The organism is Photobacterium profundum (assembly GCF_003026285.1).
GTDB lineage: Bacteria > Pseudomonadota > Gammaproteobacteria > Enterobacterales > Vibrionaceae > Photobacterium > Photobacterium profundum.
Genome location: NZ_PYOD01000010.1, coordinates 100,518 through 114,041, shown reverse-complemented (window position 1 = coordinate 114,041; position 13,524 = coordinate 100,518). Strand labels below are relative to the sequence as shown.

The 13,524-nt window shown below is 42.8% G+C and carries 11 protein-coding genes; 4 read left to right on the top strand and 7 right to left on the bottom strand.

The features are described from left to right. Positions 1–16 precede the first annotated feature (16 nt). Genes C9J48_RS19715 through tldD form a run of 3 tightly spaced genes read left to right on the top strand, consistent with a single transcriptional unit; the run spans position 17 to position 6,238 of the window. Entirely contained in the window at positions 17–3,910 is a 3,894-nt protein-coding gene (locus C9J48_RS19715) for a YhdP family protein (RefSeq protein ID WP_006232406.1), read from the top strand. A gap of 45 nt (positions 3,911–3,955) precedes the next feature. Next, positions 3,956–4,774 (top strand): carbon-nitrogen hydrolase family protein, encoded by an 819-nt coding sequence (locus C9J48_RS19710; RefSeq protein ID WP_006232407.1) that lies wholly within the window; start codon positions 3,956–3,958, stop codon positions 4,772–4,774. A gap of 18 nt (positions 4,775–4,792) precedes the next feature. Next, positions 4,793–6,238, top strand: a complete 1,446-nt coding sequence (gene tldD, locus C9J48_RS19705) for a metalloprotease TldD (RefSeq protein ID WP_006232408.1) — start codon at positions 4,793–4,795, stop codon at positions 6,236–6,238. Positions 6,239–6,339: 101 nt separating this feature from the next. Here the strand turns inward: tldD and yjgA are convergent, their stop codons facing one another. Beyond that, positions 6,340–6,864: a ribosome biogenesis factor YjgA gene (gene yjgA, locus C9J48_RS19700; RefSeq protein WP_006232409.1), complete on the bottom strand. Its 525-nt coding sequence runs from the start codon at positions 6,862–6,864 to the stop codon at positions 6,340–6,342. A 123-nt stretch (positions 6,865–6,987) separates the two neighbouring features. On the opposite strand from yjgA, the gene pmbA reads away from it, so the two are divergent. Further along, the gene (gene pmbA, locus C9J48_RS19695) at positions 6,988–8,331 is read left to right on the top strand and encodes a metalloprotease PmbA (protein ID WP_006232410.1); all 1,344 of its coding nucleotides are present in this window, start codon (positions 6,988–6,990) and stop codon (positions 8,329–8,331) included. A gap of 126 nt (positions 8,332–8,457) precedes the next feature. On the opposite strand, the gene mgtE is transcribed toward pmbA, so the two are convergent. The 6 genes from mgtE to C9J48_RS19665 all read right to left on the bottom strand — a co-directional run bounded on the left by mgtE (position 8,458) and on the right by C9J48_RS19665 (position 13,477). Next, a complete protein-coding gene (gene mgtE / locus C9J48_RS19690) occupies positions 8,458–9,816 on the bottom strand; it encodes a magnesium transporter (RefSeq protein ID WP_006232411.1) in 1,359 nt (452 codons plus the stop codon). A 220-nt stretch (positions 9,817–10,036) separates the two neighbouring features. Then, positions 10,037–10,312: an HPr family phosphocarrier protein gene (locus C9J48_RS19685; protein WP_006232412.1), complete on the bottom strand. Its 276-nt coding sequence runs from the start codon at positions 10,310–10,312 to the stop codon at positions 10,037–10,039. Next, complete coding sequence (gene rapZ, locus C9J48_RS19680; RefSeq protein WP_006232413.1) at positions 10,312–11,160, bottom strand: RNase adapter RapZ; 849 nt, start codon at positions 11,158–11,160, stop codon at positions 10,312–10,314. The genes C9J48_RS19685 and rapZ overlap by 1 nt, the downstream gene beginning before the upstream one ends. A gap of 36 nt (positions 11,161–11,196) precedes the next feature. Then, on the bottom strand, positions 11,197–11,646 hold the full coding sequence (gene ptsN, locus C9J48_RS19675; protein ID WP_006232414.1) for a PTS IIA-like nitrogen regulatory protein PtsN: 450 nt from the start codon (positions 11,644–11,646) through the stop codon (positions 11,197–11,199). Between the two features lie 2 nt (positions 11,647–11,648). After that, positions 11,649–11,936, bottom strand: coding sequence for a ribosome hibernation promoting factor (gene hpf, locus C9J48_RS19670; protein ID WP_006232415.1), 288 nt, complete (start codon positions 11,934–11,936; stop codon positions 11,649–11,651). A gap of 26 nt (positions 11,937–11,962) precedes the next feature. Then, positions 11,963–13,477 (bottom strand): RNA polymerase factor sigma-54, encoded by a 1,515-nt coding sequence (locus C9J48_RS19665; RefSeq protein WP_006232416.1) that lies wholly within the window; start codon positions 13,475–13,477, stop codon positions 11,963–11,965. Positions 13,478–13,524: the final 47 nt, after the last annotated feature.

Here is a 13,524-nt window from a genome sequence, read left to right as displayed (position 1 = left end):
TTGTAGAGGTTATCGAGTGACAACAGTTCCAGTTCGTCTGGTACGTGGATTAATGTGGCTAGTACTGACATTGTTGGTGCTGGCCGCTATTGCTATTAGTGGTCTGCGTCTTTTTCTTCCTCAGCTAAACGAATTCCGTGAGCCGATCCGTCAATGGGCATCTGAGCAGGCAGGCATGAGTCTGCAAATTGACAGTGTTGAAGGGCATTGGCGCAGTATTGGTCCGTCGTTAATGTTGCAAGGCATTGATATTGCAGCAAGTGATAATTCTCAATCACTGGCGTCGGTTGGTTCGATTGATATGCAGCTTGATATCTGGCAATCAGCCTGGCAATTTCGTCCAATTTTCAAAAATATTACAATCAATCAACTAGGTATCGATTTAACACAAATCCCAGGTTTTGACCTTTATGCGGGTTCTTCCCCAAAAGTCCCAGCAAACCAAGCTACGACTGCCGTCCAGAAATTAGAACGTTTATTTTTCGTCCGCCTTGGGGACTTTTCTTTAACAGATTCCAAAGTGTCGTTGTTAACACCTGCTGGTGAAAAAAAGCAGGTGGATATCAGTGAATTGAAATGGGTAAATGTTAACGGCGAGCATCTTGCGGAAGGGGTAATCAGCATTGCTGATACGCACCTTAGCCAGCTTAAAGTTATCGCTAATTTATCTGAGAAAGGCGATCTACCGAGTTTATCGGGACATATTTACGCGCAAGCTCAGAACTTGTCGATTACGCCGTGGTTGAATAAACAGTTAACAAAAGGCACCGAAATTACAAGCAGTGATATCGGCTTTGAGGTGTGGTTAGATTTATTCGACGGTAAAATAACTAACAGTCGCGTTCAAATTGAAAATAGTAAGGTTGAATGGAAAAGAGCGGATCAACTACATAGCATTCAGATCCAACAAGGTGTTGTTGCTTTAACACCAACGACGTTGACCGATGATGTCACGGCTTGGCGAGTTGATAGTGATGATCTAAAAATTCAAACAGATAACACGCAATGGCCCGATCTCGATCTTGTTGCGCAATGGCAGCCTAAAAAGTGGATGTTGGCTGTAAATAGCCTTGATATCGCACGTTTACAGTCTTTGGCTAGCTTCTTTCCTGCGGATAACAGCGCTGTATCTATGTTGAATACGTTAAAGCCTACGGGAAATTTAACCGATATTCGCGTTGCCAGTACTGGTGAAGAGTCACCTCGTTTTTCTGCAAAACTAAAACACTTTGGTATGCAGCAATGGGAGCTTTTACCGGGCATCAGTAAGTTAGATGCTGATATTTCCGGCGATTTAGCATCAGGTAAAGCGGTTCTAAAACTGAAAGATGATGCATTACCTTATGGTGAGGTTTTTCAAGCCCCTTTAAAAATTGATAATGCGGATGTAACCGCTTATTGGCAGGTAAACGATCAAGGCTGGCGATTATGGAGTGACAAGCTGCATGTTGCGACCCCTCACTTAAAAGTCGATGGTGAGTTTCGTTTAGATTTTCCTGCAGAAAAGCCTGCATGGTTATCTTTCTATGGTGAAGCCTCGCTCAATAATGCCGGAGAGACGTGGCGTTATTTACCTACATTAGCTTTAGGGCATGATTTAACGGATTATCTCTCAGCAGCAATTCGTGGTGGTAAAGCGGATGTTGCTCAGTTGCTTTGGTATGGAGAGCTTTCTGATTTTCCTTATAAAAATCACGAGGGAATATTTCAAGCGAAGGTGCCACTGAAAAAGGCAAAATTTAGCTTTGATACTGCTTGGCCGATATTAACGGATCTACAATTAGATTTATTGTTTGAAAATGACTTTATGTACCTTGATTCGCGCCATGCGATCACTATGGGGGCTACCGCTTCTCGTGTCACGGGAGCTTCAGAGCTCAGCCCTGATGGACATTTAAAGTTAAAGGTGGATATTGCCGCGAAAGGAGATGCGGTACGTGACTATATGCTGGCGACGCCATTAGTCGATTCTGTTGGTGCAGCATTAACCACGGTAAAAGTAACTGGTCCTGTTACCTCTCGCTTTAAGCTTGATATTCCTTTCGATGGCACTGATGTGAGGGCGTGGGGTACTGCTGACTTTAAAGATAATCAAATTGCGATTGAAACCCCAGCTATACAGTTAGCAAATGTTAATGGGCAATTAATTTTTGATAATGATGTGATTAAAGCTACTGACTTAAAAGGTCTCTTACTCGAACAGCCGATCAACGTTGGTTTTAATGGCAGGAGTGTTGATACAGGTTATAACGTCGACATTGATCTTGGTGGTGATTGGCAAGTTAGTCAACTTCAGCAACAACTCAATGATCCACTGCTCAATCACGTATCAGGGCAGGCGCAATGGAAAGGTACTGTTGGCGTTAGCCTGCATGATACGGGCTTTAATTATAAGGTGGATTTACAGGCCCCACTTTCACGTATTAATAGCAATCTCCCTTATCCGTTAACTTATGAAGGGGCGTTGTCTCCCAAGCAATTTGCTACTGTAAAAATAAACGGTACTGCTGAGGCATTATCTGGGGGAATTGTCGTACCTGATGCGAAGTATCAAGCTCAAATAAGCTTACTGCAGTCTCGCCCAGTGATTAAACAGAGCTTTTTAAGTATCGGAAAGGGAAAGTTAAAGCCTTTGCCATTGTCTGGGCATCAGGTGCGAGTGAATAGTAATCGTATTAATGGCGATCAATGGATTGATTTGATTAACGAGATCACGAGTGATTTGGATCTGGCGGAAGCAAAAGGCAAGAAGCAAGGTATGCCTCAAATACCGATGCCGACACAGCTGGATATTCAATTGAAGACACTTACTCTCGCATCTCTAGATTGGCATGATCTGACTTTTAACGCACAAAGAAAACGGAGCCAATGGGGCTTTACCCTTGATAGTCGAGAGTTAAAAGGGAATGCCGTTTGGGTTGATAATAACCCGTTAAAATTAACGTTAGATAATGTGTACTTAAATTTCCCCAAGCTATTATCTACAGATAAACAGGATAAAACCAAGTACGTACCACAACGCGATATTCCAGAAGCCACTGAACTTGATAAAACCTTGATGGCGAATATGCCTGATATAGATTTACAGGTGAACAGTATGTGGTTGCAAGGCTATAGCTTGGGTAAAGTATCAGGAAAACTGCGCAAAGATAATAATACGCTGGTGCTGCAAAACCTTCAGGTGAAATCTGGGGCAACAGCATTGAACCTTGATGCCCACTGGACATTAGACGGTGGGCAAAATGAAACCCAGATAGCTTTTGATGTTGAAGGTAAAAACAGCTCTGATTTAATGGGTCGTTTTGGGATTTCGGGCGGCATTCAGGATGCTTCATTTAGCAGTTATGCATCAATTCAGTGGCAAGGTTCGCCGTGGTCTATTCATAGAGAAACCTTGACGGGTGAAATTAAAACAGAAACTGGTAAAGGCATTATTAGTGGGGTTGGTGGTGCGGGTCGTTTACTGGGTTTATTTAGCCTAGATTCGATTATGAGAAAGCTGCAGCTTGATTTTTCTGGCGTATTTGATGATGGCTTAGCCTTTAATTATATCAAAGGGTCGGGGAAAATTGAGAATGGTGTATTTAATAGTGACAATATAAAAATGCAGGCGTTAGCAGGCGATCTTACCATTAAAGGTTCTGCTAATTTAGTGAATGAAACGGTTAATGCTCAAGTCAGGTTTACCCCTGACTTTACATCGGGTATACCTGTATTAACGGCCTTTGCTGTTGCGCCTCAAACCGCATTGTATGTGTTTGCTATCTCAACAGCATTATCACCCGTGTTAGATGTCTTTACTCAGGTTAATTATTTGGTGAAGGGACCATTGGATTCTCCAACAGTCACCGAGCGTTCTCGATTTAAAGGTGAGATCGTCGTTCCTGAATCAATCGATAAAAAGAAATAATAGATTGATGAAATTAAGAGAAAGTAGAATTTCAGGGAGTGAGTTATGACAAAGATTGGTTTAGTGCAAATGAACTCAGGTCCCGATCCTGAGGCAAATCTTATTCAGCTTAAAAAGAAGCTTAAAGGGTTACAATTACAAGGTGCGCGTTTAGTTGTAACGCCTGAAAACACGCTTGTTTTTGGTTCTAATCATGACTATATACGCCATGCTGAAGCTTTAGGCGATGGTCCTTTACAAACGGAACTTGCTGCTTTTGCAAAACAGTTAGGTATTTGGTTGTTAATTGGGTCGATGCCCATCCTTCAGCCTGATGGCAAGATCACTTCAACAGCACTACTGTTTGATGATCAAGGGATATGTACTGCCCACTATAATAAATTGCATATGTTTGATGTAGAGATTGAAGATAAACACCATAGTTACCGAGAGTCTGATACTTTTCAACCTGGCAATGAGATAAAAGTAGTAGAGACTCCCTTTGGTAAAATTGGATTATCAATCTGTTATGATGTGCGATTCCCTCAAATGTATTCCGCACTACGAGAACAAGGTGCCGATATTATTGTTGTGCCTGCGGCTTTCACAAAAGTAACAGGCAAAGCGCATTGGGATATCTTATTACGTGCTCGAGCCATTGAAACCCAATGTTGGCTAATTGCCGCTGCGCAATGGGGTGAACATAATCAAGGTCGAGAAACCTGGGGGCATTCAATGATTATTGACCCTTGGGGGCAGGTGTTAGCCTGTCAGCAACAAGGTACTGGTGTGTTAACGGCTGATATAGATTTAGATTTCAGTCAAACTATAAGAACAAATATGCCGTTGGTTGAGCACGCCCGTTTTAGTGTGCACCCGCGATAAATGACAAGAGCAGAATTAATGTCCCTGAAAACTGTAGAAAATACCATGCTAACCCAATCTGGGTTAGGGCGTGAAGAGCTTCATAAAATCTTGAGCATGATTGCGGTTCGCGATGTGGATTATGCTGATATCTATTTCCAATCATGCTGGCATGAATCTCTGGTGCTGGAAGACAGTATCATAAAGGACGGTTCTTTTAATATTGACCGCGGCGTTGGTGTGCGTGCTGTAGCGGGTGAAAAAACCGGCTTTGCTTATTCAGATCAGATTAACGAGTTAGCGTTAACGCAAAGTGCGAAAGCAGCGCGTGGTATTGTGCGTCAGGGCGGCAATGCGAGTGTTAAAGCCTTTAGCCCTATTTCGCCTTCTGGTATTTATGCACCCGTTGATCCATTAGGCAGTTTTGATAAATTTCAAAAAATAGCATTACTGGAAGAAATCGACAGTTATATCCGTACTAAAGAACCATTAGTTAAAGAAGTATCAGTCAGTATTAACGGTGTTTACGAGCAAGTATTGGTTGCTGCGCTTGATGGTACTTATGCTGCTGATATTCGTCCGCTTGTCCGTTTATCTATCAGCGTATTAGTTGAGAAAGGTGATAAACGTGAACGTGGTAGTGCTGGTGGTGGTGGTCGTTACGGTTATGAGCATTTCTTGCATGAAGAAGATGGCAAGTCAGCGGCACTCAACTTTGCCGATGAAGCAATTCGTCAGGCGCTGGTGAACCTTGAAGCTGAAGCAGCCCCTGCGGGTACAATGCCCGTTGTGTTAGGTAATGGTTGGCCTGGGGTATTATTACACGAAGCCGTCGGTCATGGTTTAGAAGGTGACTTCAACCGTAAAGGGTCTTCGATGTTCTCGGGTCAGATGGGGCAGCAAGTTACCTCACCACTTTGTACGATTGTTGATGACGGTACGTTAGTTGATCGTCGTGGTTCGATTAATATCGATGATGAAGGTGTGCCAGGGCAATATAACGTCTTAGTCGAAGGCGGTAAGTTAAAAGGGTATATACAAGATAAGTTGAACGCTCGTCTTATGGGTGTTGATCCTACCGGTAATGGCCGTCGTGAATCATATGCCCATTTACCTATGCCACGTATGACCAATACATATATGCTACCAGGTGAGCATGCGCCTGAAGAAATTATTTCAAGCGTGAAAAATGGTATCTACGCCCCTAACTTTGGTGGTGGTCAGGTGGATATCACATCTGGTAAATTTGTTTTCTCTGCATCTGAAGCATACTTAATTGAAAACGGTAAGATTACGCGTCCAATTAAAGGTGCAACCCTGATTGGCAGCGGCATTGAAGCGATGCAGCAAGTATCGATGGTGGGTAATGATCTATCTATTGATCGCGGAGTTGGAGTCTGTGGTAAAGCTGGGCAGAGTGTACCTGTAGGTGTCGGTCAACCGACATTGAAGATTGATTCGATGACGGTAGGTGGTACAGAGTAATTTTCTGTTACTTACTTAATTGATATAAAAATGCCAGCATCCGTTGCTGGCTTTTTTATGCTCTGATTTCAAGCATGGAACCTTGCTATATTGCCGCTAGATTAGTTTTCTAGGTACAGCTCTTTCAGATATTGAAAAATTTCACGGTAAGCTTTTGCTGGCTTATTATTTGCTTTTTCTTTATTCGCTTGGCGAGTTAGTTGACGCAAGTGCTGACGGTCTGCATCAGGATGATCAACCATTATGGCATTAATCATACTGTCGCCATTTTCGATTAAACGATCACGCTTTTGCTCAAGCTTCTTCAAAGCAACAGTGTGCTGTGAGTGCTTGTTACGTAGTTTATCAAGAGCTGCTTGAATCGGATCAAGATCGATATGCTTCATCACTTTACCGATGTATTGCAGTTGACGACGGCGAGCTTCATTCTTGAAGCGCTGTGCATCTTTGATTGAATCCATTAACTCTTCTTCAAGCGGGATTTTCGCTAAAGCATTTGGTGTTAGAGCAACAAGCTCTTCGCCTAGCTTTTGGATTGCATCCATGTCGCGTTTCATCTCGGTTTTACTTACCCAAATGATTTCTTCTTCTGGTTCCCAAGGTGCTTTTTGGTTTTTACGGCTCATAACTGGCTCACTAAGAATGCTAATGTATCTATTTTATCAGTTTACTAACGATTTTGGGCGTAAATTACATTATTCTGTAACTATCATAATTATATAACGATTAAAAGCCAGATAAGTGATCCTATGGACGTAAGAGAACAGGTTGCACATCAGCGTGTTGAGCTGGAAGCTGCAGTTGCTAAAGCGTTAGAAGTCGCAGGACAGCAAGCCGATGCTGCTGAAGTTGCTATTAATAAAACCACGGGTATCAGTGTTTCCACGCGCATGTGTGAAATCGAGAATGTGGAATTTAACAGTGATGGTGCTCTGGGTATCACAGTGTACCGTGGCCAACGTAAAGGCAGTGCTTCTACATCAGATTTGAGTGAAAAAGCCATTGCCCAAACAGTTGCAGCTGCACTTGATATTGCTCGATACACCTCAGAAGATCCCTTTGCAGGCCCTGCTCCTGCAGAATTGATGGCAAAAAATATTCCAGAATTAGATCTGTTTCATCCTGATGAACCAGAGCCTGATTTTGCAGCATCGATTGCCTTTGCTGCAGAGCAAGCGGCATTAGATTTCGATCCCCGTATTAAGCAAAGCGATGGTGCAAGTTACGATAGCCATTACGGCGTGCGTGTTTATGGTAACAGCCATGGCATGCTTGCGAGTTATGCTTCTAGCCGCCACAGTACGAGCTGTTGTGTGATTGCTGAAGGTAAGAATGGTCAGATGGAGCGAGACTACAGTTACACGTCTTCACGCGTAGCCTCTGAACTTTGGACGCCTGAGCGTGTAGGTCAGCACGCCGCAGAGCGTACGCTAGGTCGTATTGATGCACAGAAGTTGTCGACACGTGAAGCACCGATCATGTTTTCTGCTGATATAGCGACAGGTTTGTTTGGCCACCTGATTATGGGGATCAGTGGTTCGAACTTATATCGAAAGTCTTCATTCCTATTGGATCAGCTTGGTGAGCAGATTTTCCCTGAATGGTTAGGCATTAGCGAGCGCCCACATATTCTTCGTGGTATGGCGAGTACGCCATTTGATAGCGAAGGTTTGGCGACGCGGGATTTAGAAATTATTACCGATGGTGTGCTGCAAACATACCTGATGACAAGTTATGCTGCGCGTAAATTGGGGCAGCAGCCAACGGGTCACGCTGGTGGTATTCATAATTGGTTAGTGAAATCGACGGGTGAAAGCTTTGAGCAGATGCTGAAAAAGATGGATCGTGGTTTATTGGTTACAGAGTTAATGGGCCAAGGCGTTAACATTGTAACGGGAGATTACTCGCGTGGTGCTGCTGGCTTTTGGGTTGAAAACGGTGAGATTCAATATCCTGTCAGTGAAATTACCATTGCTGGTAACTTAAAAGATATGATGAAAAACATTGTCGCAATCGGAGCAGACACGGAAACACGTAGTCAAATCCAAACAGGCTCTATTTTGTTAGACACAATGAAGATTGCTGGCGAGTAATAATATATCACGACGAGCTATCTAAGGCGGTATTAAGCCAATAAAAAGGGGGGGAGGTTTTTATCTTAAGTGATAAATACCTCGTCCCTTTTTATATGAGGCTAAATAGAAAAAGCTAACGGTTTTCTAGATTAAAAAGATCGTTGCAAGACCGAGGAAAACCGACAGGCCAACAATATCGGTGATGGTAGTTAACGCCATACCTCCAGCAAGCGCTGGGTCGATATTATATTTTTTCAATAGTATTGGAATTGTTACACCCGCCACACCCGCCATAAAGAGATTGGTGAGCATCGCACCGGCAATAATGGCACCGAGTACAATATTTCCTTTCCACACGACCACCACGCCGCCGATAATCGCCGCCCATAGTATGCCGTTAATTAAACCGACTCGGGCTTCTTTGCTTAGCAACCAGCGCGTGTTTGAATCACCAATGTGTCCAACCGCTAAACCTCGAATAACCAAGGCAACAGTTTGGTTTCCTGCCACACCACCCATAGAGGGGACGATTGTCATCAAAACAGCAATGGATGCCATTTGTGCCAGCGTTTCTTCAAACATGTTGGAAACAGATGCGGCAGCTAATGCTGCAAGAACATTGACACCGAGCCAAATACTTCGTCGACGTGCCGATTTCATTACTGGTGCGAAGGTGTCTTCGTCATCATCAAGACCCGCCATACTCATCATCGAGTGTTCAGCATCTTCTCGAATAATATCGACCACATCATCGATAGTGATACGACCGACGAGATGATTATTCGCATCAACGACAGGGGCTGAAACCCAATTTCGACGTTCGAATAAGTTGGCGATTTCGCTATCATCCATATCGACAGGAATCGCTTCATCAGCATCTTCCATAACCTCACGGATTTCGATATCAGGCTGCGTGGTTATTAAGGCCGAAAGAGAAAGGTGGCCAATTAATTTTTCTTGTTCATTAACCACGTACAAGGCATCAGTTGCTTCAGGGAGCTCCCCTTTCATGCGTAGATAACGTAGAACAACATCTGCCGTAACATCACCACGAATTGTGATGAAGTCGGTGCTCATCATTCCGCCAGCGGTCTCTTCTGGGTAGGCGAGGGCTTTTTCTATTCGATGACGGTCGGTGGCATCCATTTGCGCCAACACTTCCTGATATCTCTCATCAGACAAGCTACGCAATACATAGGCGACGTCATCACTCTCCATCCCCTCGGTTACGGCTGCCAGTTTTTCTGGCTCCATTTGCGAGACGATACCGTCTTTTACATCTTCTGATAGCTCATCAAGAATCTCACCTTGCTCTTCAGGATCGGTTAGCTGCCAAAGTACCTGACGTTCTTTAGGCGGAGAAGCTTCTAAGAGGTGAGCAATATCCTCCGGTTCCATATCTTGAAGAATACGGCGGACATGAACAAACATCCCGTTCTCTAGGGCTGTGTTCACTTCTTGCAGTGTTTGATGTGTTTGATCTTGTTCTAAAGCATCCGCCATAGGCAATGGGACCTTATGAATTGATGGCGCAATAATTTGAATTTTAACGTATTACAAAGGCTGTTGTCTCACCAGATTTAAGAGGAATTAAATATTTAATGCTGGTGTTAAAACGACAATAACGGTGAAGGTGTTAATAGTCGCTATAAATTACGTCTTTTACCGTCATTATCGATTCATTTATCGATGTTTAGTGTTTATTTAACTGCTAGAACATCGATTAATTATCTTCATCAAAACCTGCTTCTATGAGGTCAGTGACAGCATTGAGCGCTTGCTCGGCATCACTTCCTTCTGCACTAACGTTGATTTGCTGACCTTGCGCTGATTCAAGCATCAATAATCCCATTACGCTGTCTGCGGTAGCACTTTTCTCATCATTACTGATAGTGATAGTTGCTTCGAAACTTTGGGTTAATTCAACCAGCTTTATAGCTGCTCTTGCATGTAGACCTAGGCGGTTTTTAATGAACAGTTCACGGCTTAATACTGGCATTATTTACTTTCCAGTGTACGGTGGCGAATTTGTACTTGTTGTCCATCATGAAGAAAATGATCTGCGAGTTGTTGGGCAACATAGACAGAGCGGTGTTGACCACCAGTACAACCAATCGCAACGGTAAGATAGCTGCGGTTATTTTTTTCGAGCAGAGGCAGCCAAGTTTCGATGAAGTTACGGATCTGGTAAATCAATTTATTGACTTCAGCATGCCCGACAAGGAATTCTTTGACCTCTTGATCTAAACCTGTTTGGGGTTTGAGTTCAGGAACCCAATGCGGATTAGGCAAAAAGCGAACATCAAATACGTAATCGGCGTCTGTGGGTAAACCATGTTTGAAACCGAACGATTCAAATACTAATATCAGCTTACGTGATTCTCGCCCAAGTACACGTGCTCGAACCGTCTCACTTAAATCATGAATCGATTTATTGGTTGTATCGATCACTAAGTCAGCGTGTTCTTTAATATCAGCGACAATCGCACTTTCAGACTGAATAGCTTGCTCTAAGCTCATATCATGTTTTGAAAGAGGGTGTAAGCGTCTGGTTTCGCTATAACGTTTTACCAATTCTTTGTCGTCAGCATCAATAAATATGACGTTAACATCCAATTTATCATCGAGTGAATTCAATGTTTTTTGGATCGCGCCTGATTCAGAGGGCATGTTACGTACATCGATACTTACCGCAATATCTTGTTCGTTATTTTCAACCGTGCTGATAAATTGTGGCAGTAGAGTCACGGGAAGGTTATCAACACAGTAATAACCAAGATCTTCTAACACACGTAGTGCTACGGATTTTCCTGAACCAGAGCGTCCACTTACGACCATTAACTGCATGGTTAACTTACCTCAATCATTACGGGGTATAGATAATTATGATTCATTTGTCATGATTTGATAAAGCTCTTCATCACTTTTAGCCGTTCGTAATTGTTTACAAACCTGCTTATTACTGAGCTTTTCTGCCATGCTTGAAAGGGTCTTTAAGTGCTCTTTGCATTGTGCATCTGGCACGAGTAAAGCAAAAAGAAGATCGACAGGTTGGTTATCGATGGCATCAAATTGAATGGGATCCTGACACTGAATTAGAATAGCGATAGCTTGATCACTGTTTTGAATTCGACCGTGCGGGATAGCTATACCGTTACCAATTCCTGTACTGCCCATTTTTTCACGATTTAAAATACATTCAAATAGAGGCTGTGGATTTTGGTCAAGGTGCTCAGCGGCAATCTCGCTGATAATTTCTAGGGCGCGTTTTTTGCTGGAGCAGTGAACTGCACTTTTTGTGCAGTCCAGGCTCAATACGTTACTAAGATGCATGATTAGTGACTGTTGAGCTTATCTTTGTGTTTGTTTAATTGACGGACGAGTTTATCAGTCAATGAGTCTATAGCGGCATACATATTTTCAGAATCCGCTTTTGCGTGGATTTCACCACCGTTAATGTGCAAGGTAGCTTCGGCTATTTGATGTAGTTTATCTACGGTCAAAATCACTTGAACATTATTAATTTTATCGAAAAAGCGCTCTAGCTTGTCAAATTTAGTTGTGACATATTCGCGAAGCGCTTGAGTAACTTCAACATGGTGCCCAGTGATATTGATTTGCATAGACATCTTCCTTTCGTTATATCTGGTTAGATCAGACGTTTTCGTTGGTTAGATGGCGAAATTCCCAAGGATTCACGGTATTTAGCAATGGTTCTTCTCGCTACCATGATGCCTTGTTCTGCCAATAAAGTCGCAATTTTACTGTCACTAAGAGGTTTTGCTTGGTTTTCTGCCGCAACTAACTTCTTAACAAGTGCTCGAATGGCGGTTGATGAACATTCACCTCCGCTATCGGTATTAACATGACTTGAGAAAAAGTATTTTAATTCGAATATGCCACGTGGCGTATGCATGTACTTTTGCGTAGTAACACGAGAAATCGTTGATTCGTGCATTTCAACGTCGAGCGCAATATCATTCAGTACCATCGGTTTCATGGCTTCTTCGCCATACTCAAAGAAATCTTGCTGATGCTCAACAATACAACGAGATACTTTTAAAAGGGTTTCATTTCGGCTTTCTAAGCTTTTAATTAACCATTTAGCATCTTGTAAATGGGTGCGGATAAATAGGCTATCAGCACTGTTGCGTGTCGTTTTGCTGAGTGCAGCGTATTGTTGATTCACTCGAATGCGAGGTACGCTATCAGGGTTGATGGTGACTACCCACTTGCCATGATCTTTTATAACAGACACATCAGGAATGACATATTCAGTTTCTGACGCAATAATACGATTGCCAGGGCGTGGGGCTAAATTATGAATCAGTTGCATGACTGATTTGAGTTCACTCTCTTTTAATTTAGTTTCACGCATCAACTGGCGATAATCACGGTTACCCAATAAATCAATATGTTGATTGAGCAAAACTTTCGCTTCAATTAGCCATGGTGTATCTTTGGGGAACGTTGCAAGCTGAAGTAGTAGGCATTCTTGCAAATTTCGAGAGGCAACACCTAAAGGGTCAAATTGTTGCACCCGTTTCAATACGGCTTCTACTTCATCTAACTCAACTTCTTCATCGCCCATACTTTCCAGAATGTCATCAGCTGAACAAGTCAGATAACCTCTATCGTCAACGGCATCAATGATAGCGGTCGCAATGGTTAAATCAGTTTCTGAGAAGGGCGTTAGGTGAACTTGCCACATCAAATAATCTTGAAGTGATTCAGTTGTTTCACCTTGATAGACGGGCATTTCATCATTAACAGCAATGCCAGTACTACCTGTCCCTGAACTATAAACATCATCCCAAGTTGTATCGACAGGCAGTTCTTCGGGCATTTCATGTTGCTCGATAACTTCTGATGTGTCGAATGGTTCAGGTTCTGATTGAATATTGTCTGATGAGTCAGTATCGGTCGGACCTTCTGAATCATTCTGTTCTGAACTCACGGATTCCGTATTTTTATCATTATCGGATGAGCTGGAATCTGAATCACTAGGGTTTTCCTCGAGCTCCAACAAAGGATTGCTGTCCAAAGCTTCTTGGATTTCTTGCTGTAGATCCAAAGTCGATAATTGCAACAAACGAATCGCTTGCTGTAATTGCGGCGTCATTGCCAATTGTTGGCCTAGCTTAAGCTGGAGCGAGGTTTTCATTCGTGTTTATACACCTTATTATTATATTTATTGGGCCTGCCATCTAT

Coding starts and splice junctions, on each gene's coding strand:
- C9J48_RS19710 (WP_006232407.1), top strand. CDS start 3,956: ATGACAAAGATTGGTTTAGTGCAAATGAACTCAGGTCCCGATCCTGAG.
- tldD (WP_006232408.1), top strand. CDS start 4,793: ATGTCCCTGAAAACTGTAGAAAATACCATGCTAACCCAATCTGGGTTA.
- yjgA (WP_006232409.1), bottom strand. CDS start 6,864: ATGAGCCGTAAAAACCAAAAAGCACCTTGGGAACCAGAAGAAGAAATC.
- pmbA (WP_006232410.1), top strand. CDS start 6,988: ATGGACGTAAGAGAACAGGTTGCACATCAGCGTGTTGAGCTGGAAGCT.
- mgtE (WP_006232411.1), bottom strand. CDS start 9,816: ATGGCGGATGCTTTAGAACAAGATCAAACACATCAAACACTGCAAGAA.
- C9J48_RS19685 (WP_006232412.1), bottom strand. CDS start 10,312: ATGCCAGTATTAAGCCGTGAACTGTTCATTAAAAACCGCCTAGGTCTA.
- rapZ (WP_006232413.1), bottom strand. CDS start 11,160: ATGCAGTTAATGGTCGTAAGTGGACGCTCTGGTTCAGGAAAATCCGTA.
- ptsN (WP_006232414.1), bottom strand. CDS start 11,646: ATGCATCTTAGTAACGTATTGAGCCTGGACTGCACAAAAAGTGCAGTT.
- hpf (WP_006232415.1), bottom strand. CDS start 11,936: ATGCAAATCAATATCACTGGGCACCATGTTGAAGTTACTCAAGCGCTT.
- C9J48_RS19665 (WP_006232416.1), bottom strand. CDS start 13,477: ATGAAAACCTCGCTCCAGCTTAAGCTAGGCCAACAATTGGCAATGACG.